The sequence below is a fragment of the Curtobacterium sp. MCSS17_006 genome (assembly GCF_003234215.1).
Taxonomy (GTDB): Bacteria; Actinomycetota; Actinomycetes; order Actinomycetales; family Microbacteriaceae; genus Curtobacterium; species Curtobacterium flaccumfaciens.
In genome coordinates this window covers 41,117-63,109 of sequence record NZ_QKSO01000020.1, presented here as the reverse complement: position 1 = coordinate 63,109, position 21,993 = coordinate 41,117, and the positions used below count along the sequence as shown (strand labels likewise).

Here is a 21,993-nt window from a genome sequence, read left to right as displayed (position 1 = left end):
CAGCCGCAGCTGCTGGGAAGACCGACCCCATGCCAGCACCACACCCCACCGAGACCCTCGACGCCCTCGTGGTCGGAGCCGGACCGGCCGGCGTCGGCACCGGCCTGGCACTCCACGCCGTCGACGGCCTGCTGTTCGGCGTCGTCGAACGCGGCGTCGTCGGAGACACGTTCCGTCGGTGGCCGGAGCACCAGCGGTTCCTGACGCCGTCCTTCACCGGCAACGGGTTCGGGGCCACCGACCTCAACGCGGTCCACCCGCGCACCTCACCCGCCTACAGCCTGGGGACCGACTACCCCTCGGGGCCCGAGTACGCCCGGTACCTGCGGGGCGTCGTCGCGGCCTTCCACCTGCCGACCCTGCTCGACACCGAGGTCGAGCGCATCGAGCCGGACGACGACGGCTTCCGCGTGACCACGAGCCGCGGCCCCGTCATCACCCGGAACGTGGTCTGGGCCGGCGGCGAGTTCTCCGACCCGATCCTGCCCCGCTGCGCCGGCACCTCGCTCGGGGTGCACGCGTCCGCCGAGGCAGCCTGGGTGGCGCGGTCCGGACACGTGGTGGTCGTGGGTGGCTTCGAGTCCGGCATCGACCTGGCGTGCCACCACGTCGAACAGGGGGCGACGGTGACGGTCGTCGACCCGTCCCACCCCTGGGACGCCGGCAGCGGGTCGGACCCGTCGTTCCGCCTCGCCCCGCGGACCCGTCAACGGCTCGCGGCCGCGCTGGCCAGTGGACGCCTCACCCTGGTCGACGACGGCCAGGTCACCGGCATCAAACGGTCCGGAGAGGGGTTCACCGTCGGCGTCGCCGGACGGACCGCCCTGGTGGCGGACGCGCCACCGATCCTCGCCAGCGGGTACGGCCCGGGGCTCGGGCCGGCCGCGAGCCTGTTCGACACCCGCGCGGACGGCTGGCCGCTGCTCACCGAGGACGACGAGTCGACCACCACGCCCGGACTCTTCCTGGCCGGCACCGCGCTCCGGCACGGCGCACTGCAGTTCTGCTTCGTCTACAAGTTCCGGCAGCGGTTCGCCCACGTCGCCCGCGTCATCGGCGAACGAGCAGGGCGCGACTGCGGTGCCCTGCAGGAGTGGGACGACGCCGGGATGCTCACCGACGACCTGAGCTGCTGTGGTGTCGAATGCGCGTGCTGATGCCGGCACAGCGGCCTGCCCGCCCCGCCGGTGCACGACTCTGGGCCACCCCCGCGATCGTCGGCGGCGCCATCCTGGTCGGGTCGGTGATCGGCGGCGCCTCACCCTCGGCCGGCGACGCGATGGGCTCGGTGGTGGACGCGTTGGTGATCACCCTGGTCGTCGCCCTGTTCGTCGACGCCCCCCTGCACCGCCTGCCACGGACGCCCGACGCCTGGAAGGTCATCGGCATCGCCTGGAGCATGAACTTCCTGCTCGCCCCGCTCGTCGCGTTCCTGCTCACCCGCGTGGCCCTGCCCGGACACCCGGCCGTCCAGCTCGGCGTGATGCTGTACTTCCTGGCGCCCTGCACCGACTGGTTCCTGGCGTTCACCCGCCTGAGCGACGGGGACACCGCTGTCGGGGCGACCCTGCTGCCGATCAACATGGTCACCCAGCTGCTGCTGTTCCCGGTGTGGATCACGGTCCTGGGCGGCAACGCCGGCATCGATGCCGTGGGCACCATCGGCACCCTGCTGCAGTGGTTCGTCCTGCCCGCCGCGATCGCCGTGGCGATCCGCCTCGGGATCTCGCTCCTGCCGGACGGCGCTCGAGCCCGCGCCGCCGCCCTGCCCGGCCGCGCGGTCCCCTGGATCGTGGGCGCGATGGTCGCCGGGCTCTTCGCCTCGCACATCGGGCTGCTGCTGGCGAACCTGCCGGTGTTCGTCGCCGTACTGGGGTGCGCGGTGGTCTTCTTCGCCGTGATGTTCATCGCAGCCGAGTGGGCGTCACGCCTCGCCGCCCTGTCGTACCCGCGGTCGGCGCTGCTCGCGATGACGACGGCGGCCCGCAACGCACTTCTGATGATCGGGCTGACGAGCGCCGCACTCCCCCACCAGCCGCTGGTCACCACGGCGATCGTCGTCGGCATGCTCGTCGAGTTCCCACACCTGCTCGCGGTCCGCCACCTGCTGCTGCGTCGGCGACGTGGTCAGCACGCCGGGCGACGCCTGCGCGGCACCGCCGCATGGGGGCACGCGTGACGCACCGGGTCCGACTCGTCGTCGTCCCGACCGAGCGGCGGGTGATCGAGACCGAGCACGACGACCGGCGGACGGCGCTCCTGCTCGCGCTGGGCCAGGTGCCGCTCGGGTACACGGTCACCGACGTCGACGTGCTGCCGGAGCACGGGGACCCCGAGCACCACCCCGCGGAGCCGGGCGGGATCTGAGCGGACCGGCCCCGACGGCGCTGGTGCGGCCCGAGACGGTCACGACGCCGGACGGGAGGCCCGTGGCGGGCCCGCACCGCGCCTCCAGTCCGGTGCCGGTCGCGACCAGTGCACGTGGCCGGCTACGCGCTGTCGGTCACCGTCGGCTGCGCCTGCCGCAGCCCGGTGACCAGGAGGGTCACGATCGTCCGGACGTCGTAGTCGGGGTCCTGGGGGCTCCACGCCACCAGGTCGCCGACGGCCCGGAGCAGCTGGTACGGCGGGGTCGGTGCGGCCACCTCGCCGGACGCCCGCGCGGCGTCGAGCAGCCGGCCGAGCACGGGCACGAGCTCGTCGACGAACAGGGTGTGCAGCGCCGTGAAGCCGTCGGCGTCGCCCTCCCAGACGCGTGCCAGACCGTGCTTGGTGCCGAGGAAGTCGACGAACTGGTGCACCCAGCGCAGCAGGGCGGCGAACGGTGTCGGCTCCGAGCCGAGCAGCGCCGGCCCCGCGTCGACCAGGGCCTCGATCTGGTGCCGGTAGACGGCGACGACCAGGTCCGAACGGGTCGGGAAGTGCCGGTAGAGCGTGCCGACCCCGACCCCCGCGGCGGTGGCGACCTCGCGCACCGGTGCGCCGACGCCCGAGGCAGCGAAGACCGCGGCAGCGGCGTCGAGGATCGTGCGCTCGTTGCGCTCGACGTCGCGACGGCGACGCGGCGCCGGGTCGGTCGACGGGGTGCTCATGTGTCGATCATCGCACGACACCGACACGATGCGGAACAGCGCTCCACTTCCTCTTGCAATCCGGATCGCTGTTCCGTATCGTTCCGGAACGTCGCTCCGTTTCGGGCGACAGTCACTCTGTCCTCGGGCGACACGGCATCCCGGAAAGGCCCCGCATGGCACCCATAGCACCCCGACCACAGGTCATCAGCGTGCGCCCCGTCACGCTCCCCGCACCCTCGCGCGGTCAGGACCTCGAGGTCCGGATCACGGCACCGACGACCGGCACGGACCTGCCCGTCATCGTCTTCGCCCACGGCTTCGGCCAGTCCATGACCGGCGGCGACCCCCTCGTCGACCACTGGACCGCGAACGGCTTCGTCGTCGTCCAACCGACGTTCCTCGACGCGAAGTCCTACGGGCTGACGCTCGACGACCCGCGCTACCCGACCATCTGGCAGACGCGCGTCGACGACCTCGAGCGGGTGCTCGACGACCTCGACCAGATCATCGACGCGGTCCCCGGCCTGAGCGGGCGCGTCGACACCGCGCGCATCGCCGCGGTCGGACACTCGTGGGGCGGACAGTCCGTGGGCATGCTGCTCGGGGCCCGCGTCCTGGACGCCGACGGACGGCCGGGCGAGGACCGCACCGACCACCGCCTGCGCGCCGGGGTCCTGCTGTCCACCACCGGGATCGCGCGCGGCGACCTCGCGCCGTTCGCGCAGGAGCACTTCGCGTTCATGAGCCCCGACTTCAGCCAGCTGCACACCCCGTCACTCGTCGTCGCCGGCGACCACGACCAGTCCCAGCTCTCGACGCGAGGCCCGGACTGGTTCACCGACGTCTACCACCTGAGCCCCGGCGCGCGGCACCTGGTGACCGTCCACGGCGGGGAGCACCTGCTCGGCGGGATCCAGGACTACGAGTCGACCGCCACCACGGACGAGAGCCCCGAGCGTGTGGACCTCGTCCGCCACACCACGACGGCGTTCCTCCGGACCGCGCTCGGGCTCGACCCCGACGCGTGGTCGGCGATCGCCGACGCCGTCGGCCCTGCCACCGCCGACGCGGCCGGCCCCGCTGCCGCGGTCGGCCCTGCTGCCGCCGTCGGCCCTGCTGCCGCCGTCGGCCCCGCCACCGCCGTCGGCCCTGCTGCCGCCGTCGGCCACATCGAATCGAAGGAGTACCACTCGTGATCACCCACCAGCACCCCCTGCCCACTCCGTTCACCGCCGCGTCCACCGCCGCCGACGTCCTGCACGGCGTCGACCTGACCGGCCGGAACGTCGTCGTGACCGGCGGACACAGCCGCCTCGGCCGTGAGACCAGCCGCGCCCTCGCGGCGGCCGGCGCCGACGTCACCGTCGCCTCCCGTGACGTCGACCGGGCATCCGCAGCCGTCGCCGACATCCCGGGCATCCGCGTCGAGGCCCTCGACCTCACCGACCCGTCGTCGGTCGACGCCTTCGCCGCGCGCTGGTCGGCCTCCGGCCGCCCGCTGCACATGCTCGTGAACAGTGCTGCGATGCTCTTCACCCCGGACCGTCGGCTCGACGGCCGCGGCAACGAACTGGCGTTCTCGACGACGCACCTCGGGCACTTCCAGCTCACGCAGGCGCTCCTCCCCGCCCTCCTGGAGGCCCGTGGTGCGCGGGTCCTGACCGTCACGTCCGGCGCGGCACGGTTCGGGCAGATCCGGTGGGACGACCTGACGTTCGCGCACGGGTACGACCCGGTCACCGCGTACGGGCAGTCGAAGCGCGCCAACGTCCTGTTCACGGTGGAGCTCGACCGGCGGTACGCCGACCAGCGCATCCGCGCCTTCTCGGCGCACCCCGGCGTCATCATCGGACCCGGCCCGCACGACCCGACGGTGCTCGCGTCGTACCGCGAGCAGGGACTGGTCGACGACCACGGGGTGACCGTCATCGACCCCGAGGTCGGCAAGAAGACCGTCGAGCAGGGCGCAGCGACGCTCGTGTTCGGTGCCGCGAGCCCGTTGCTCGACGGCGTCGGCGGGGTCTACCTGAAGGACAGCGACGTCGCCGTGATCGACGACCGGGTCCTGCCCCTGACCGCGGACCGCATCCCGTCGGACGCGAACTCGGCCATGCTCGACGCCGACGACGCACGGCGGCTGTGGGAGGTCAGCGAGGGACTCCTGGCCTGATCACCGTCGGCCGGGGGCCTCGTCTGCGCACTGTTCTCGTCGTCCTCGCTACTGTGTGACGGTGCTGACCGTGCGGATCGAGAGCCCCCGACAGGACGACGTCCTGCACCTGCTGCAGCAGGGCGACGACTACGGACTGAGCCTCTACCCGGCCGAGAACTACCACGCCCTCGACGTCGATGACCTGGACCAGCCCGACGTCACGTTCCTGGTGGCGCGCCAGGACGGCACCGCCCTCGGCACGGTGGCGCTCGTCGACGCCGGCGACGGCACCGGCGAGGTCAAGCGGATGTTCGTGAGCGACGCCGCGCGTGGGCTCGGCGTGGGGACGCGGTTGCTCGACGCCCTGCACGACCGGGCCCGCGCGGTCGGCATCGGGACCGTCCGGCTCGAGACCGGCCTGCCGCAAGCCGCGGCGATCGCGCTGTACCGGAAGGCCGGGTACGCGGACATCCCCCGGTTCGGCCCGTACGTCGACGACCCGACGAGCGTGTGCATGGAGCAGCAGCTCGTCTGACCGGTGGTCGGTCCCGACGTAGGATCGCGTGTGAGCTCCGAGCACCCCGAACCCAGCGGCATCGACCCCGACGACCTGACCGTCGCGCTCCGGGTGCTCGAGCAGCTGCCGTCGATCGACGAGACGCACCCGGACTTCATCCGGGTCCGCCAGGCCACCGCGAAGATGTTCAAGGCCGTCAAGCGCGCACACCGTCTCGAGAAGCGCGGCGTCATCGCCGAGGCCGACCGCCGGGTGATCGCCGCCACCGCCACCGGGGCCGCCGACCGGATCGACGACGAGACCCGAGGCGTCCTGATCAGCGCCTCGACCGCCTCGACCACCGCGGGCACGCTCCTGAAGTCACGGCCCTGCTACATGTGCAAGCAGCACTACGCGGTCGTCGACGCGTTCTACCACCAGCTCTGCCCGGCGTGCGCGCGCATGAGCCACGCGAAGCGCGACGCCCGGACGGACCTGACCGGCAAGCGGGCGCTGCTCACCGGCGGTCGCGCGAAGATCGGCATGTACATCGCCCTCCGGCTGCTGCGCGACGGGGCCCACACCACCATCACCACGCGGTTCCCCCGCGACGCGGTGCGCCGGTTCGCGAGCCTGCCCGACTCCGCCGACTGGATGGACCGCCTGAAGGTCGTCGGCATCGACCTGCGCGACCCCGCCCAGGTGATCGGGCTCGCCGAGGACGTCGCAGCGTCCGGCCCCCTCGACATCCTGATCAACAACGCCACGCAGACCGTGCGCCGATCGACCGGGGCCTACCAGCCGCTGGTCGACGCGGAACTCGCGCCGCTGCCCGACGGACCGCTGCCCGAACTCGTGACCTTCGGGCACACGAACGACCAGCACCCGCTGGCGCTCGCCCGTTCAGTTGCCGCGCACCCGATCCTCGCGGCCGCCGCAGCCCGAGCCGACGAACTGACCGAACAGGCGATGGCGCCGGGATCGAGCTCGCTCGAACGGCTCGCCCTGGGCACCGCCATCGACGCCGGCGGCCTGGTCCCCGACCTGCACGACGAGAACTCGTGGACCCAGCAGGTCGACGAGGTCGACCCGCTCGAGATGCTCGAGGTCCAGCTGGCCAACACCACGGCGCCGTTCATCCTCATCTCGAAGCTCCGCCCCGCGATGGCCGCGAGCACGGGACGCCGCACCTACGTGGTGAACGTCAGCGCCATGGAGGGGGTGTTCGGCCGCGCCTACAAGGGGCCGGGTCACCCGCACACGAACATGGCGAAGGCCGCCGTGAACATGCTCACCCGCACGAGCGCGCAGGAGATGTTCGAGACCGACAACATCCTGATGACGAGCGTCGACACCGGCTGGATCACCGACGAACGGCCGCACCCGACCAAGGTCCGGCTCGCCGAAGAGGGCTTCCACGCGCCGCTCGACCTGGTCGACGGGGCAGCCCGTGTCTACGACCCGATCGTCCGGGGCGAAGCCGGCGAGGACGTGTTCGGTGTCTTCCTGAAGGACTACGCGCCGAGTTCGTGGTGACGAGCGGCTGACCGGACCGGTCTAGTCAGCTTTACGACGGAGAGCGTCTCGGCTGACTCGAGGAAGCCCTTGGCCTTCTCGAGCCGACCGCGCATGAAAGCGCTGTCGCCGTCAGTGGTCGACGGCAGTTTCGGTGGAGTCAACGTGCGGCCTTCCTGAGGTGGGCTTGGAGCCATCGACGGTCTTCCACCAGGGGAATGCCCTCACGCGCGATGGAACCGATGAGCGGGTCATCGGGGCTGACCCCCGAGACGTCGTACACGATGGGGTTCACCTGGTTGCCGGTCCACCGGTGAACGGCAACGGTGAGGTCGTAGATGCGGTCCTCGGCATCCGTCCGCGAAACGGCATCCACGGCGAAGAACAGATCGATGTCGCTGTCCGGTCGCATCGCGCCTCGCGCGGCCGAGCCGAACAACGCTGCGTAGCGGACCGGCATCGATGCGATCTCCCCGCGGACCCTCTCGAGGAAGCGGGTACGAGCTCTGGCGACCTCGAGGACCGCCGACGCGAGGAGATGGTCTCGGTTGAGCGCGTACGTGCTCACGCCGCCGATGTCGTCGAACACGACGATGCCCTGCTCTGTCAGACGGTCAAGCACCTTCTTCACGCCGTTTCGAGAACGGCCTCCGGGGACGAGCCGCTGGACAGCGGACACCGTGAAGGGGCGGTCCGACAGGCCGCTCAGCACCATCAGGACGTCACCATCGAGGCCGCTCGACAACGCCGCGAATGGGCTCTGCAGCTGCACGACGCCTTCCTCACCTCGGTCATCCAGCATCACTATAGTGACGCGTACATCACTATAGTGATGGGAAGCAATCAGAAGGAACCTTTTCCGGGCAATCCCTGGAAAGATGCAGCGCACTCGCCCCTGCGGTCGGGTTGCTCGAATTGAGCAGCGAAGATGCGACCGGTCAGCGCGGAGTTGCTCCGCCTCCAGGATTCGAACCCGGACCTAACGGCACCAAAGGCCGTCGTGCTGCCATTACACCAAGGCGGAACGCACCCGGAGGTGCTCCTCCATCCTCCCACGACCGACGAGGCTGGCTGTCCGCTCCGGGTTCGGCCAAGATGGAGGGATGCCGCATGAGGACGAGGTCGATCGCATCGTCGCGGCGTGGGGTCGTGAGCGTGCCGACCTCGACTTCGGCCCGCTCGAGGTGCTGTCCCGCGTGGACCGGCTCGCCCGGCACCTGGACCGCGCCAGGCGGACCGCGTTCGACGCGAGCGACATGGAGCCGTGGGAGTTCGACGTCCTGTCGGCCCTGCGGCGCGCGGGTGAGCCGTACGAGCTGAGCCCGAAGACCCTGCTGCAGCAGACCCTGGTGTCGAGCGGCACGATGACGAACCGGGTGGACCGCCTGGCGGCCCGCGGCTTCGTGGGGCGGCGGACCGACCCGAAGGACGGCCGCGGCATCCTCGTCTCGCTCACGAGCAAGGGCCGGGTGGCGGTGGACGCGGCGATCGCGGACCTGCTGGCCGCCGAGCGCGACATCCTCTCCGGGGTCTCGGCCGACGAGCAGGGCCAGTTGGCCGGGCTGCTCCGCCGACTCATCCTGGGTCTCGGGGACTGACCGACAGCGTGACACGGGCCGAGCGGCCCCGGCGTAGCGTGCGGCGCATGCACGCCATCACCCTCGCCGTCGCCGACGTCGCTCGATCGGCTGAGTTCTACCGCGCCCTGCTCGGCATCGAGGGCAGCGGCGTCATCGGCACCGAGTACTCCGCCACGGACACGCAAGCCGGCGGCACCACGGCGATGTTCACCCTCGACGACGGCCTGATCATCAGCGTCTACGGCAGTGACGACATGGCGAAGGACTCCGGCGTGCAGTTGGCCACGGCACCGAGCAGCACGATCGGGCACTTCACGAGCAGCCAGGCCGAGGCCGAGGCGTTCCTCGAGCGAGCGCAGGCAGCGGGCGCCACGATGCCCGAACCGCCCTACACGCGCCCGTGGGGCATGTGGTCCGGCTTCTTCCAGGACCCGGACGGGCACCTGTGGGAGGTCGTGGCGAACCCCGGCGGCGGAGCCCCCGAGGACGCCACACCGACGGATGCAGACCAGGACGCGGTCGACCCCGCGTCCGTCGAGTAGTCCGCTCAGTCCGGCTCAGACCCCGAGCAGCTCCGCGACCTCGAGCCAGCGCTCCTCGAGCTGCTCGACCTCGGCCTCGAGCGCACCGAGCTTCGACTGCAGTTCGCCGAGCCCGGCGTAGTCGGACTGGTCGTGCGTCGCGAACTGGTCGAGCAGCTTCTTGCGGTCCGCGCCGACCTTCGCGATCTTGCGGTCGAGCGCCGACATCTCCTTCTCGGCCGTCCGCCGGTCCGCTCCCGACAGGGCGGACGCACCGGCGGCCGTGGACCCGGCCACGGCACCAGCCGAGCCGCTCCCGCCCACGGTGTCGGGCCTCCCGGCAGACGCGGCGGCAGCCGCAGAGGCGGTCCCGCCACCGGTGCCGGCCTCGCGCAGACGCATGTACTCGTCGACGCCGCCGGGCAGGTGGCGCAGGTGCCCGCCGAGCACGGCGTACTGCTGGTCGGTGACGCGCTCGAGCAGGTACCGGTCGTGGCTGACGACCAGCAGGGTGCCGGGCCAGGTGTCGAGCAGGTCCTCCATGGCGGCGAGCATGTCGGTGTCGAGGTCGTTGGTGGGCTCGTCGAGGATGAGCACGTTCGGCTCGTCGAGCAGGATGAGCATGAGCTGCAGACGACGCTTCTGCCCACCGGACAGGTCCTTGACGGGCGTGGAGAGCTGCTCCGAGGTGAAGCCGAGCCGCTCGAGCAGCTGCGATGGCGTCATCTCCTTGCCGTCGGCGACGTAGCTCGTCTTCTTGCGGGCCACGACCTCGCGCACGCGGTCGTCGGCGAACTGCTGCAGGTCGGCGAGCTGCTGGTCGAGCACCGCGACCTGCACCGTCTTGCCGGTCTTCACCCGCCCGCTCGTCGGCTGCAGCCGCCCGGAGACCAGGTTGAGGAGCGTGGACTTGCCGGCGCCGTTCGGGCCGAGGATGCCGGTCCGCTCCCCCGGTGCGATGCGCCACTCGATGCGGTCGAGGATCTGCGTGCCGTCGAACGAGACGCTCACGTCGAGCAGGTCGACGACGTCCTTGCCGAGGCGTGCGGTCGCCGTCCGGGACAGCGCGACCGTGTCGCGGATCGGCGGGACGTCGTCGATCAGGGCGTTCGCCGCGTCGATGCGGAACTTTGGCTTGCTCGTGCGGGCCGGGGCACCGCGGCGGAGCCACGCGAGCTCCTTGCGGGCCAGGTTCTGGCGGCGCTGCTCGATCGTGGCAGCCTGCCGGTCACGCTCGACGCGCTGCAGGATGTACGCGGCGTAGCCACCTTCGAAGGGGTCGACGACGCCGTCGTGGACCTCCCACGTGTCGGTCGACACGGCGTCGAGGAACCACCGGTCGTGCGTCACGACGACCATGCCGCCCTGGTTCGACGACCAGCGGCGGTTGATGTGCCCGGCGAGCCACTCGATGCCCTCGACGTCCAGGTGGTTGGTCGGCTCGTCCAGGAACAGGACGTCCCAGTCGCCGACCAGCAGCCGCGCGAGTGCCACGCGGCGACGCTGCCCACCGGACAGCTCGTCGACGCTGACGTCCCACGGGATGTCCGAGACCAGACCGCCGATGATGTCGCGGATCTTCGGGTCACCAGCCCACTCGTGCTCCTCGAGGTCGCCGACGACGGTGCTGCCGACGGTCGCGCCCTCGGGCAGGATGTCGCGCTGGTCCAGGTAGCCGATGGTCAGCCCGCGGCGGTGCGTGACGCGGCCGCCGTCCGGCTCGAGTCGCTGGGACAGCAGTGCGAGGAGGGTCGACTTGCCGTCGCCGTTCCGGCCGACGACGCCGATCCGGTCACCCTCGTCGATGCCGAGGGTGACGTTGTCGAAGACGACCTTGGTGGGGAACTCGAGATGCAGGTTCTCGGCGCCGAGGAGATGTGCCACGCGTCAAGGGTAGGTGGCGCGGCGGGGTGGTGGGTGCGGGGCGGGTGGTTGGGGGCGTGCGCACTTGTTCGAGTGGTGCGAGGTTGCCCGCTCGGTGCGAGCCTGGAGCGGCACACGGAACGCGCAACCTCGCACCAGCCGACGGACCGCGCACGGTGCGACGGCCGGGAGGCCCGGGTCAGCTCGCGGGGGCCGGCTCGGCTCCGGCGCGGGGCTCGGTCTCCTGCAGGAACGCTCGCCACCGCTTCCGCTTGCTGACGGTCCAGAGCAGCATCGCGAGGAAGAACACGGTGAGGAGCGCGTACAGCAGCCCGAACATCGTCGCCCAGTTGAGCAGGAACTGCGCGAACGCGAACGGCGTCCATCCGAGGGCGAGCCAGAACGTCGATGTCGATTGACCGAGCCGACGGCCGGCGAGTGCGACGAGCGCGGTCCGGTGCTGTGGATCGGCGGGCTGCTGCCCACGAGCCATGCGCTCGATCCGTCGGCGGTCGGCACAGGGAAGCCCGAGCAGCGGGTCGGAGATCGCGCTCTGGAACTGCCCACCGCCCCGGACAATGGCGATCACCCAGCAGACCGGGCCAACGATCATGAGCGGGACGATGACGAAGAACGCCCAGTCCGGCATGCCACTTCCGGTCGAGGGCAGCTCGAAGCGCGGCAGGTGTTCGGCGCTCAGCCACCCGGCTGCAACCGCGGCGACGACGGCCAGCACGATCCAGATGACCCGCCGGACCATCGAACGGCGGACACGCGGTCCGACTGGCGCCCCCGCGAGACGGTCCTCCACCTGCTGCCAGGTCTCCTCGGAGACCGTGGCTCCGGCGAACTCATGCGGGGCCGGCGTGGACACGATCAGCTCGCGGGGGCGGTGTCGCCCTCGCCCGCGGCTTCCTTCGCGCGCTTCAGGCGGGCCTGCGCCTCCCAGTACTCGATCTCGCGCTCGAGCTCGGCGAGCTCCTGCTCGGTACCGGTGACGCGCTTGGCGCCGTGCGCACTGCGGGCGTCGCCGAGGGTGGCGTACCGGTCCTCGTGGCGGGTGGGCTCGATGTAGCGACCGTGGTTCCGTTCGCCCGGAGCCCAGTCGTGGCCGATGGCGAACCAGACGATGCTGCCGACGACGGGGACCAGGATCACGAGGATCACCCACGCGATCTTCGGCAGGCCCCGGATCTGGTCATCCGTCTTCGTCAGGATGTCGATCAGGGCGAAGACCAGCAGGATGACGGTGATCCCGGGCAGCAAGACGCTCATGTTCGCGATTCTATGGATCCGCTTGGAGTGTCACCATTCCCCGAACGAGCGTCGTGGTTGCGAAGGTGCACAGGGTGGGGGCCGGTCACAGCGCCGCGACCCACTCGTCCGTCCCGTCGGTGAACCGCTGGTGCTTCCAGATCGGCACGCGCTCCTTCACCAGGTCGACCAGGGCACCGCACGCGGCGAACGCCTGCGCCCGGTGCGACGACGACACCGCTGCGGCGAGCGCGACGTCCCCGATGCCGAGCGCCCCGACCCGGTGCAGCACGGCGATCCGGACGTCGGGGTGGTCCTCGGCGATGGTCCGGGCGACCTCGGTGATGACCTCGCCGGCGCTGGGGTGCCGCTCGTAGTCGAGCGTGGTGACGCCCTTGCCACCGTCGTGGTCACGGACGATGCCGGCGAAGGTCACCACGGCGCCGTCCTGATCGGTGGCCACCACGGCTGCGACCTCGTCGACGCTGATGTCGCGGTCGACGACGTCGGCGAGCACGACCCGTGCGGCGGACTCGGTGGTGCTCACGAGGCGCTCCGCGGGGCGTGGCCCTCGCCGTGCACCTGGGCGACCACATGGTCGAGCACACCGTCGAGCACGGCAAGCCCGTCGGACACCCCACCGCGCGACCCGGGCAGGGTGACGAGCAGGCAACCGGCGTTCGTGACCCCGGCGACGCCGCGGGTGAGCAGCGCGGTGGGGCCGGCACCCGCGAGCCCGCGTCGACGGATCTCCTCGGTGATGCCGGGTAGTTCGAGGTCGATCAGCCCCGCCACCGCCTCGGGGGTCCGGTCGGTCGGGGTGACTCCGGTGCCGCCGGTGGTGATGACCACACGTGCGTCGGCCAGGAGTTCGGCGGTGACGGTCTCGGTGATCGCGCCGCCGTCGGGGACGATGATCGGGTCGCTCGTCGCGAACCCGCGGTCGCGCAGCCAGTCGACGATGACGGGTCCGGTGCGGTCGAGTGCGGGGTCGGCGGCGGCCTGCGTGGACACCACGACGACGGCGGCCCGGCCCCTGGTCGGCTCGGCGGTCATCGGTTGCTCCAGTCCCCGGAGCGCCCGCCGTGCTTCTCGAGCACGCGCACGTCCGTGATCACGGCCGCTCGGTCGACGGCCTTCACCATGTCGTACACCGTCAGGGCGGCGACGCTCGCCCCGGTCAGGGCTTCCATCTCGACCCCGGTGCGCGACGTCGTGCGGACCGACACCTCGATCAGCACGCGGTCGTCGGTGCCGGTGATGTCGACCTGCACGCCGGCGATCGGCAGCGGGTGGCACAGCGGGATCAGGTCGGAGGTCTTCTTCACCGCCATGATCGCGGCGATCCGGGCGGTGCCGACCACCTCGCCCTTGGGCAGCGAGCCGTCGAGGATGCGTGCGACGACGTCGGGACGGGTGACGACGGTGGCGGTGGCGGTGGCCGACCGGTCGGTGACGTCCTTCGCGGAGACGTCGACCATGTGCGCGCTGCCGTCGGCACGGACGTGCGACAGCTGGTCGGAGGCGGACGGGTCGGTCATCGGAGGCTCCAGACGGTCAGGGGGTCGCCGACCTCGACGGTGTCGACGCCGACGGGGACGTGCACCAGGTGGGTGGCGGCGGCGTAGTGCACGAGCAGGTGCGAACTCGGCCCACCGACGAAGTGCACGGCCCCGTTCTGCACCCGGCCGCGACGGACCTGGTGCTTGCCGACGGGTGAGCCGGCAGCGGACGCCGCCGGCAGGACCTGCGTGGGGCGGTCCGGCGTGAGTCCGACGGCGGCGGCGAGCAGGGGGCGCAGGAACACCTCAAACGAGACGAGCGCCGACACCGGGTTGCCGGGGAAGGACACGACCGGCACGGCGCGACCGGCACCGAACACGACGCTGCCGAACGCCTGCGGCCCACCCGGTTGCATCGCGACCGGCGTCACCGCGAGCCCCCGGGGTTCGAGCGCCTGTCGAACGACCTCGTACGCCCCGGCGCTGATGCCCCCGGTGGTCAGCACGAGGTCGGCCCAGTCCCCCACGGCTGCATCGAGGGCCCGGTCGAAGGCAGCGACGTCGTCGGGCACCCGGACGGCCCGTGAGTCCGCACCGACCTGGGCGAGGGCTGCCCGCAGCGCGATGCCGTTCGCGTCGCCGATGGTCGCCGCGTCCGTGTCGGCGCCCTGCAGCTCCGAGCCGGTCGACACGACGAGGACCCGCAGCGGTCGGCGCACCGACACGGTCGTCACCCCCGCAGCAGCCAGGGCCCCGAGCAACGCCGGCGTGACCGCGGAACCGGCCGGAGCGAGCTCGGCACCGGCGGGCAGGTCGCTGCCGGTGACCCGCACGAACGTGCCGGCGGTCAGGTCAGCGGGCACCGTCACCCGGGGCAGCTCGAGCGCCGCCGGGAACGCCCCGGGCTCGGTCGCCTCGACCGGGAACACCGCGTCGGCGCCGGTCGGGATCCGTGCACCGGTCATGATCGGCGCGGCCGTGCCGGGCTCGAGCGGTTCGGGCACCACGCCGGCCGGGATGGGGGCGACGACCCGGACGGCCTGCCCCGCGTCCGCGGCCCGCACGGCGAACCCGTCCATCTGACTGTTGTCGAACGGCGGCAGCGGAACGGGCGACAGAACGGCCGACGCGATCACGCGGTGTGCGAACCCGGCACCCGCACCGGCGAGTTCGTCGAGTGGCAGTTCTTCTGCTCCGAGGCCCGCCACCACCGGCGCGAGCAACGCCGCCAGGTCGTCGCGGTGTTGACCGATCGTTCGCACAGGTGCCTCCGAACAGGGGTTGGTGGCGCCGTTCCCGGTTCGCCCGGTGGCGCCGTCAGTAGCGTATCCAGCGCGCAGCCCGCGCCGACGACCAACCGGAGGACCTGTGGAGAACGACGAAGCCGTGACGATCGGTGTCATCGGAGGCTCCGGCCTCTACCAGCTGTTCGAGGAGGGCACCGCCGACGAGCTCGACGTCCCGACCCCGTTCGGCCCGACGTCGAGCCCGATCAGCATCGGCAGGATGGCCGGACGACGGGTCGCGTTCCTGACCCGCCACGGCCGTGAGCACTCCGTCGCCCCGCACCGCATCAACCACCGTGCGAACGTCTGGGCGCTCCGTTCGCTCGGTGTCCGCGCCATCGTGTCCTCGAGTGCCGTCGGCGGCCTGCACCCTGACTACGCGCCTGGGACCTTCGTCGTGACCGACCAGCTCATCGACCGCACCTGGGGCCGCGCCGACACGTTCTTCGAGGACGACGTGCAGCACCTGTCCTTCGCCGACCCGTTCGACCCGACGCTCCGCCGCGCTGCGATCGACGCCGTCGCCGGACTCGACGTGCCGTTCCGTCCGACCGGCACGTGCGTCGTCATCCAGGGTCCCCGGTTCTCCACCCGTGCCGAGTCCGTCTGGCTCCGCCAGGCCGGCGGCCACACGATCAACATGACGATGACGCCCGAGGTCCCCCTGGCCGCCGAACTCGGCATCGCCACCGTGAACCTGTCGTTCGTCACCGACGCCGACGCCGGCCTGGCCCCGACCGAGGACGAAGCCGCAGCCGCAGCCGCCGCCAGCGGCCCCGACGTCGACGACGCCGGCGCCGTCGTCACCCACGCCCTCGTCATGGAACGCCTCGCCCGCGCCAACGAGATCATCGTCCGAGCCATCGGCCAGATCGTCGCCGCCATCCCCGCCGGCTTCACCCCGCGCGAGCTCGTCCCGACCAGCGCGAGCGCCAGCATCATGCAGACCCAGCCGACCGCCGCCGCCACCACCACGAAGGCCCAGCCCGCCACCACCACCACGGGCGCCACCGCATGACCCGCCTCCTCGTCACCGGCGGCGCCGGCTTCATCGGCTCCGCGATCGTCCGCCGCGCCCTGGCCGACGGCCACGAGGTCCGCGTCCTCGACTCCCTGCGCGACGACGTGCACGGCGACCCCGCCGAGGTCATCCGCGCCCACCAGCAGCAGGGCATCGCGTTCGTGCACGGCGACGTCCGCGACCGGGTCGCCCTCGACGCCGCCCTCGACGGCATCGACGTCGTGTGCCACCAGGCCGCGAAGGTCGGCCTCGGCGTGGACTTCCAGGACGCCCCCGACTACGTCTCGTCGAACGACGCCGGCACGGCCCACGTCCTCGCCGGCATGGACCGGCACGACATCGGCCGGCTCGTCGTCGCCAGCTCGATGGTCGTCTACGGCGAGGGCGCGTACACCACCGCCTCCGGCGAACCCACCCGTCCGCCGGCTCGCCGCCGCGAGGACCTCGACGCCGGCCGCTTCGACCCCATCGGCCCCGACGGTGAGCCCCTGCTGCCCGGCCTGATCGACGAGTCCGCGGCGCTCGACCCCCGCAACGTGTACGCGCAGACCAAGGTCGCGCAGGAGCACCTCGCCTCCAGTTGGGCCCGCGCCACAGGAGGGCGCGCGATCGCGCTCCGGTACCACAACGTCTACGGACCGGGCATGCCCGCGAACACCCCCTACGCCGGTGTCGCGTCCCTGTTCCGCTCGGCACTGGCCCGCGGCGAGGCACCCCGCGTCTTCGAGGACGGCGCCCAGCGACGCGACTTCGTGCACGTCGACGACGTCGCCGGCGCGAACGCCGCCTCCATCGCAGCGACCGCCGACCTGCCGTCGGACACGTTCCGCGCGTACAACGTCGGCTCCGGCACCGTGCACACCATCGGCGACATGGCCGCAGCGATCGCCGGACCCGACGGCCCGCAGCCGATCGTCACGGGCGAGTACCGCCTGGGCGACGTCCGCCACGTCACCGCGAGTTCGGCACGCATCGCCGCCGAGCTCGGCTGGCACGCCGAGGTCGACTTCGAGGCCGGCATGCGCGACTTCGCGACGGCACCGCTCCGCAGCGCCGTCCGCTAGCCGGAACGCGTGCACGAGCGGCGCACCGCTGGCCGTGCCTGAGAGCGCGACCAGCCACCGGACGGGAGGCCCGTGACGGCCCCGCCCCGCGCCTCCCGTCCGCAGTCCCCGCCCCCAGGGCCACGCGAGACGCCGCCATATTCGGCGGCGTCTCGACGACACGACGGCGTCTTGTGCAACCACTCGCGGACCCCACGCGCGCACCCTGTCCCCCGTTCTGGGGACCGGCCGCGAACCGGACGCGCTGAACGACCAGGACCCGGCAGTTTCCTGTACCCCGCAGCGCGTCGTCGTGTTGTGTCGAGTGCATGCCAGGACAGACCCGTCGATCCGACCGACCGCACCGAATGACGGACATGACTGTCGACGTGATCCTGCCGTGCCTCGACGAGGCGGACGCCCTGCCGAAGGTCATCGCACGGCTCCCCACGGGCTACCGAGCCATCGTCGTCGACAACGGATCGACCGACGGATCGGCCGACGTCGCCCGTGCCCACGGTGCCCTGGTGGTGACGGAACCCGTCAAGGGCTTCGGTTCGGCCTGCGCCGCCGGGGTCGCCGCGGCGACCGCCGACTTCGTCGCGTTCTGCGACGCCGACGCCTCGATGGACCCCGCCGAGCTCCCGCCCCTGGTCGACCGCGTGGCCAGTGGCCGCGTCGACCTGGCCCTCGGCCGTCGCGTCCCGACGGGCCGCGGTGCGTGGGCTCCGCACGCACGCTTCGCGAACCGCGTCCTCGCCGTCCTCATGCACCGCGCGACCGGCTACCGCCTGCGCGACCTCGGCCCGATGCGCGTGATGCGCCGCGAGGACCTCGTCTCCCTCGACCTGCGCGACCGCCGCAGCGGCTACCCGCTCGAGATGGTCCTGGCCGCGCACGCCGCCGGCTGGCGCGTCGACGAATCCGACATCGGGTACGCGCAGCGCATCGGCGACAGCAAGGTCACCGGCACGCTCCGCGGCACGATCAACGCGGTGCGCGACATGTCCCGTCTGCTCCGTGCGTACCGCCGGGAGGCCCGTGTCCGGGTGGTCGCACCGGGACCGCTCCGCCAGGCGGCCGAGTCCACCCCCGTGGTCGAGGAGGCCCGCTCGTGACCGCCGACCCCACCCACGTCCACGCCGGCGACGCTTCGCGCACCGACGTCACCGTCGCCGTCGTGGCGAAGGAGTGCCTGCCCGGCAAGGTGAAGACCCGGCTGACGCCGGCGCTCTCCCCCGAGGGCGCCGCACGCGTCGCGTCCGCGAGCCTCGCCGACACCCTGGCGACCGTCCGCGCACTGCCCGCGGCACGCCGGGTCCTGTTCTTCGACGGCGACGTCGTGCCCGCCGCGGCCGAGGGGTTCGACGTGCTGCACCAGCCCGGCGGCGGTCTCGACGAGCGCCTCGGGTTCCTGTTCGACGCCGTCGACGGTCCGCTGCTGCTCGTCGGCATGGACACCCCACAGGTGTCCACCGCGGACCTCGCACCGGTGTTCGACGACGCCGAGCGCGACGCCTGGTTCGGCCCGGCCGAGGACGGCGGCTTCTGGTCGCTGTACCTGCGGCAGCCCACCGGCGACCTGCTGCGCGGCGTCCCCATGTCGCGCGACGACACCGGAGCCGTGCAGCGCGCACGCCTGACCGACGCCGGACTCGACGTGGGCGTGCTCGGCGAGCTGCTCGACGTCGACACCATGCCGGACGCCGAGCGGGTCGCCGACCTCGCACCCGACTCTGACTTCACCCGGGCACTCCGTGCCGAGACCGTGGGGAGCACCCGATGACCATGCACGCACCCGTCTCGTTCGGTGCCGGCGGCGGCGAGCCGTACGCCCGTGCGCTCCGCACCGACGGCCACCTGCGCCTGACCGACGCCGATCGTCCCGACGCCGTCACCACGATGGACGTCGGCCGCTGGAGCGCCGCCGCCGACCGTGTCGACCGCTCGCTGCTCGACGACGTCGACGGCGGGGTCATCGACATCGGCTGCGGCCCGGGCCGGATGCTCGTCGCCGCACGGTCCCGGGGCATCCCGGCGCTCGGCGTGGACGTCTCCGCCGAGGCCGTCGCCATCGCGCAGCGCTCCGGCGGCACCGCCCTGCAGGGTTCCGTGTTCGACGCCGTGCCCGACGAGGGCCACTGGGACACCGCGCTCGTGATCGACGGGAACATCGGCATCGGCGGCGACCCCACGGCCCTGCTCGCCCGTTGCCGCGAGATCGTACGAGCCGGTGGCCGGGTCATCGTGGAGACGAACCCCGAGGTCACGGCCGACCGCGTGTACACCGCCCGGGTGGTCGACGCCGACGGCAACGAGAGCGCCGGGTTCCCGTGGGCCGAGGTCGGCCTCGACGCCCTACACCGGCACGCGGCGGAAGCCGGACTGGTCGCGCGGCAGAGCTGGACGGCCGAGGGCCGGAACTTCTGCGAGCTGCTCGCCTGAGGCTCCGACACGCGCTTGTTTTGCATGATGCAAGACAAGCGCGTAAAGTGGTGCTCATCCAGCCGACGGCGTCGCGGTCGCCGGCTCGGTGACCTGCGGACCTCGGCACGACGACGAGGAGCACCCATGCAGAACCGTCAGAACCCCCTGGGCGGCGCCTACGTGACCGGCCTCGAAAGCCGCGCCGAGCTCGGCGCCTTCACCGGCGACGCGACCCGCAGCCCGATCGGCAGCTACACCGGCACCGGCATCGGCCGCGCACTCGGCCGCTTCGTCGACACGCAGTTCCGCCGTCCCGGCACCGCGACGTCCTCGACGCGCACCGTGACCGGTTCGTTCCGCACGGCGACGGGTTCGTTCCGCACCGCCTGAGGCACCTGCCTCCACAGACCGCGAGCGGTCGTCCACGCCGGGGGTCCCCCCTCAACCCGGGTGGGGCGGCCGCTCGCTCGCGTTCCCGACCTCTGGTGCACTTCCCCCGAACGCGCCAGGGCGGCCGATGCCAGGATGGACGCATGAACGACCGCGCCGGCACCCCAGCGACCGCAGACGACCTCGTCGACCTCGACGAGCTCCTCGCCGCCTACCACGACCGAGTGCCCGACGTCTCGGTCCCCGAGCAGAAGGTCGTGTTCGGCACGTCCGGACACCGCGGGTCGTCGCTCGACACCGCCTTCAACGACACGCACATCGCCGCCATCACGCAGGCGATCGTGGAGTACCGCCGCGACCAGGGCACCGACGGGCCGCTCTTCATCGGCCGCGACACCCACGCGCTCTCCGCCCCCGCGGAGCAGACCGCCCTGGAGGTCCTCGCCGCCAACGGCGTGCGCGTGCTCGCCGACAGCCAGGACGGTTTCGTGCCGACGCCCGCGCTGAGCCACGCGATCATCCGCTACAACCGCGCCGGCAACCCGGACACTGCCGACGGCATCGTCATCACGCCGAGCCACAACCCGCCCCGCGACGGCGGCTTCAAGTACAACCCGCCGCACGGTGGACCCGCCGACAGCGACGCCACGAGCTGGATCGCGAACCGGGCGAACGCGATCATCGAGGGCGGCAACGCCGAGGTGCAGCGCACCGAGGACGCCGAGCCCGAGCGCTACGACTTCCTGAACACGTACGTCGCCGACCTCGAGAACATCATCGACATCGCTGCCATCAAGCGTGCCGGCGTGAAGATCGGCGCCGACCCGCTCGGTGGCGCCTCGCTGCCGTACTGGAACGCCATCCGCGACCACTACGGCCTCGACCTGACCGTCGTGAACCCCGAGGTCGACCCCACGTGGGCGTTCATGACGCTCGACTGGGACGGCAAGATCCGGATGGACCCGTCGAGCCCCTCGGCGATGGCCTCGGTGCTCGCCCGCAAGGACGACTTCGACGTCCTCACCGGCAACGACGCCGACTCCGACCGGCACGGGATCGTCACGCCCGACGGCGGGCTGATGAACCCGAACCACTACCTCGCGGTCGCGATCGAGTACCTCTACGCGCACCGGCCCGAGTGGCGCGACGACGCTGCGATCGGCAAGACCCTGGTGTCGTCGAGCATCATCGACCGCGTCGCCGAGTCCCTGGGCCGTCGCCTGTGGGAGGTCCCGGTCGGCTTCAAGTGGTTCGTCCCCGGCCTGATCGACGGTTCCGTGGCCTTCGGCGGCGAAGAGTCCGCGGGTGCGTCGTTCCTGCGCACCGACGGCACCGCGTGGACCACCGACAAGGACGGCATCATCCTGGCGCTCCTGGCGTCCGAGATCGTCGCCGTCACCGGCAAGACCCCCTCGCAGCTCTACGCCGAGCTGACCGAGCGCTTCGGCGCGCCGGTCTACCAGCGCGTCGACGCCGCGGCGTCGAAGGAGCAGAAGGCCCGCCTCGGCAAGCTCGACGGCGACGCCATCACCGCGGACACCCTGGCCGGCGACCCGATCACCGCGAAGCTGTCGAAGGCCCCGGGCAACGACGCAGCCGTCGGCGGCGTCAAGGTCGTCACCGACAAGGCGTGGTTCGCCGCGCGCCCGTCGGGCACCGAGGACGTCTACAAGATCTACGCGGAGAGCTTCGTCGGGCAGGAGCACCTCGAGCAGGTGCAGCGCGAGGCCAAGGAGATCGTCGACGCAGCACTGGGCGCGTAGCGCCCTCGTCGGACGGGCTGCGGGTCTCGGACACCGCAGCCCGTCCGCCGGAGCCGAGCCGGGCCTCCAGGCCGTGTGCCGCCGGGGCGTACCGGGCGTACCGTGA

At 72.1% G+C, this 21,993-nt stretch carries 25 protein-coding genes and 1 tRNA gene; 16 read left to right on the top strand and 10 right to left on the bottom strand.

All coding sequences use genetic code 11. The features are described 5' to 3' along the window. The first annotated feature begins 29 nt into the window (after window positions 1-29). The 3 genes from DEJ21_RS16715 to DEJ21_RS16705 are packed head-to-tail and all read left to right on the top strand — an operon-like array spanning window position 30 to window position 2,367. A complete protein-coding gene (locus DEJ21_RS16715) occupies window positions 30-1,157 on the top strand; it encodes an NAD(P)/FAD-dependent oxidoreductase (RefSeq protein ID WP_181435942.1) in 1,128 nt (375 codons plus the stop codon). Then, window positions 1,157-2,179 carry an arsenic resistance protein gene (locus tag DEJ21_RS16710; protein ID WP_181435941.1) on the top strand — a complete coding sequence of 341 codons (1,023 nt, stop codon included), beginning with the start codon at window positions 1,157-1,159 and terminating at the stop codon, window positions 2,177-2,179. Before DEJ21_RS16715 ends, DEJ21_RS16710 begins: the two co-directional genes overlap by 1 nt. Continuing rightward, window positions 2,176-2,367: a hypothetical protein gene (locus DEJ21_RS16705; RefSeq protein WP_146247826.1), complete on the top strand. Its 192-nt coding sequence runs from the start codon at window positions 2,176-2,178 to the stop codon at window positions 2,365-2,367. Before DEJ21_RS16710 ends, DEJ21_RS16705 begins: the two co-directional genes overlap by 4 nt. 122 nt (window positions 2,368-2,489) lie before the next feature. Here the strand turns inward: DEJ21_RS16705 and DEJ21_RS16700 are convergent, their stop codons facing one another. Continuing rightward, complete coding sequence (locus tag DEJ21_RS16700; RefSeq protein ID WP_111225357.1) at window positions 2,490-3,092, bottom strand: TetR/AcrR family transcriptional regulator; 603 nt, start codon at window positions 3,090-3,092, stop codon at window positions 2,490-2,492. A gap of 155 nt (window positions 3,093-3,247) precedes the next feature. On the opposite strand from DEJ21_RS16700, the gene DEJ21_RS16695 reads away from it, so the two are divergent. The 4 genes from DEJ21_RS16695 (at window position 3,248) to DEJ21_RS16680 (ending at window position 7,258) form a co-directional block, all read left to right on the top strand. Further along, window positions 3,248-4,270, top strand: a complete 1,023-nt coding sequence (locus DEJ21_RS16695; RefSeq protein ID WP_258375123.1) for a chlorophyllase — start codon at window positions 3,248-3,250, stop codon at window positions 4,268-4,270. Continuing rightward, window positions 4,267-5,244 carry an SDR family NAD(P)-dependent oxidoreductase gene (locus tag DEJ21_RS16690; protein WP_111225356.1) on the top strand — a complete coding sequence of 326 codons (978 nt, stop codon included), beginning with the start codon at window positions 4,267-4,269 and terminating at the stop codon, window positions 5,242-5,244. The genes DEJ21_RS16695 and DEJ21_RS16690 overlap by 4 nt, the downstream gene beginning before the upstream one ends. Before the next feature lie 61 nt (window positions 5,245-5,305). Next, a complete protein-coding gene (locus DEJ21_RS16685; RefSeq protein WP_258375122.1) occupies window positions 5,306-5,761 on the top strand; it encodes a GNAT family N-acetyltransferase in 456 nt (151 codons plus the stop codon). A 30-nt stretch (window positions 5,762-5,791) separates the two neighbouring features. Next, window positions 5,792-7,258, top strand: a complete 1,467-nt coding sequence (locus DEJ21_RS16680; RefSeq protein WP_111225354.1) for an SDR family oxidoreductase — start codon at window positions 5,792-5,794, stop codon at window positions 7,256-7,258. A gap of 139 nt (window positions 7,259-7,397) precedes the next feature. Here DEJ21_RS16680 and DEJ21_RS16675 read toward each other — a convergent pair whose 3' ends face one another. After that, window positions 7,398-8,009 (bottom strand): nucleotidyltransferase family protein, encoded by a 612-nt coding sequence (locus DEJ21_RS16675; RefSeq protein ID WP_181435940.1) that lies wholly within the window; start codon window positions 8,007-8,009, stop codon window positions 7,398-7,400. 180 nt (window positions 8,010-8,189) lie between these two features. Further along, window positions 8,190-8,261 (bottom strand) — tRNA-Gln (locus tag DEJ21_RS16670). Window positions 8,262-8,340: 79 nt separating this feature from the next. On the opposite strand from DEJ21_RS16670, the gene DEJ21_RS16665 reads away from it, so the two are divergent. Next, window positions 8,341-8,835 (top strand): MarR family winged helix-turn-helix transcriptional regulator, encoded by a 495-nt coding sequence (locus DEJ21_RS16665; protein ID WP_071406000.1) that lies wholly within the window; start codon window positions 8,341-8,343, stop codon window positions 8,833-8,835. Between the two features lie 47 nt (window positions 8,836-8,882). Further along, on the top strand, window positions 8,883-9,359 hold the full coding sequence (locus DEJ21_RS16660) for a VOC family protein (RefSeq protein WP_146247825.1): 477 nt from the start codon (window positions 8,883-8,885) through the stop codon (window positions 9,357-9,359). A gap of 15 nt (window positions 9,360-9,374) precedes the next feature. Here the strand turns inward: DEJ21_RS16660 and DEJ21_RS16655 are convergent, their stop codons facing one another. From DEJ21_RS16655 to glp, 7 genes are all read right to left on the bottom strand, one after another. Further along, entirely contained in the window at window positions 9,375-11,222 is a 1,848-nt protein-coding gene (locus DEJ21_RS16655; protein WP_111225351.1) for an ABC-F family ATP-binding cassette domain-containing protein, read from the bottom strand. Between the two features lie 178 nt (window positions 11,223-11,400). Next, entirely contained in the window at window positions 11,401-12,075 is a 675-nt protein-coding gene (locus tag DEJ21_RS16650; RefSeq protein ID WP_111225350.1) for a hypothetical protein, read from the bottom strand. Window positions 12,076-12,077: 2 nt separating this feature from the next. Then, the gene (locus tag DEJ21_RS16645; RefSeq protein WP_042537802.1) at window positions 12,078-12,476 is read right to left on the bottom strand and encodes a PLDc N-terminal domain-containing protein; all 399 of its coding nucleotides are present in this window, start codon (window positions 12,474-12,476) and stop codon (window positions 12,078-12,080) included. An 85-nt stretch (window positions 12,477-12,561) separates the two neighbouring features. After that, entirely contained in the window at window positions 12,562-13,002 is a 441-nt protein-coding gene (locus tag DEJ21_RS16640) for a molybdenum cofactor biosynthesis protein MoaE (protein WP_111225349.1), read from the bottom strand. Beyond that, window positions 12,999-13,511 (bottom strand): molybdenum cofactor biosynthesis protein B, encoded by a 513-nt coding sequence (locus DEJ21_RS16635; RefSeq protein ID WP_111225348.1) that lies wholly within the window; start codon window positions 13,509-13,511, stop codon window positions 12,999-13,001. The genes DEJ21_RS16640 and DEJ21_RS16635 overlap by 4 nt, the downstream gene beginning before the upstream one ends. Continuing rightward, window positions 13,508-13,996, bottom strand: a complete 489-nt coding sequence (moaC, locus tag DEJ21_RS16630) for a cyclic pyranopterin monophosphate synthase MoaC (protein ID WP_111056875.1) — start codon at window positions 13,994-13,996, stop codon at window positions 13,508-13,510. The genes DEJ21_RS16635 and moaC overlap by 4 nt, the downstream gene beginning before the upstream one ends. Beyond that, window positions 13,993-15,219, bottom strand: a complete 1,227-nt coding sequence (glp, locus tag DEJ21_RS16625) for a gephyrin-like molybdotransferase Glp (protein WP_258375120.1) — start codon at window positions 15,217-15,219, stop codon at window positions 13,993-13,995. The genes moaC and glp overlap by 4 nt, the downstream gene beginning before the upstream one ends. 106 nt (window positions 15,220-15,325) lie before the next feature. On the opposite strand from glp, the gene DEJ21_RS16620 reads away from it, so the two are divergent. The 7 genes from DEJ21_RS16620 (at window position 15,326) to pgm (ending at window position 21,887) form a co-directional block, all read left to right on the top strand. Beyond that, window positions 15,326-16,261, top strand: a complete 936-nt coding sequence (locus DEJ21_RS16620; RefSeq protein ID WP_111225346.1) for an MTAP family purine nucleoside phosphorylase — start codon at window positions 15,326-15,328, stop codon at window positions 16,259-16,261. After that, window positions 16,258-17,328, top strand: a complete 1,071-nt coding sequence (locus tag DEJ21_RS16615; RefSeq protein WP_111225345.1) for an NAD(P)-dependent oxidoreductase — start codon at window positions 16,258-16,260, stop codon at window positions 17,326-17,328. Before DEJ21_RS16620 ends, DEJ21_RS16615 begins: the two co-directional genes overlap by 4 nt. A 347-nt stretch (window positions 17,329-17,675) precedes the next feature. Then, on the top strand, window positions 17,676-18,425 hold the full coding sequence (locus DEJ21_RS16610) for a glycosyltransferase family 2 protein (RefSeq protein ID WP_027465082.1): 750 nt from the start codon (window positions 17,676-17,678) through the stop codon (window positions 18,423-18,425). Beyond that, the gene (locus DEJ21_RS16605; RefSeq protein ID WP_111225344.1) at window positions 18,422-19,093 is read left to right on the top strand and encodes a DUF2064 domain-containing protein; all 672 of its coding nucleotides are present in this window, start codon (window positions 18,422-18,424) and stop codon (window positions 19,091-19,093) included. The genes DEJ21_RS16610 and DEJ21_RS16605 overlap by 4 nt, the downstream gene beginning before the upstream one ends. Beyond that, window positions 19,090-19,752, top strand: coding sequence for a bifunctional 2-polyprenyl-6-hydroxyphenol methylase/3-demethylubiquinol 3-O-methyltransferase UbiG (locus tag DEJ21_RS16600; RefSeq protein WP_071406012.1), 663 nt, complete (start codon window positions 19,090-19,092; stop codon window positions 19,750-19,752). Before DEJ21_RS16605 ends, DEJ21_RS16600 begins: the two co-directional genes overlap by 4 nt. Window positions 19,753-19,878: 126 nt before the next feature. After that, complete coding sequence (locus tag DEJ21_RS16595; protein ID WP_111225343.1) at window positions 19,879-20,124, top strand: hypothetical protein; 246 nt, start codon at window positions 19,879-19,881, stop codon at window positions 20,122-20,124. A gap of 143 nt (window positions 20,125-20,267) precedes the next feature. Further along, the gene (gene pgm / locus DEJ21_RS16590; protein ID WP_111225342.1) at window positions 20,268-21,887 is read left to right on the top strand and encodes a phosphoglucomutase (alpha-D-glucose-1,6-bisphosphate-dependent); all 1,620 of its coding nucleotides are present in this window, start codon (window positions 20,268-20,270) and stop codon (window positions 21,885-21,887) included. Window positions 21,888-21,993: the final 106 nt, after the last annotated feature.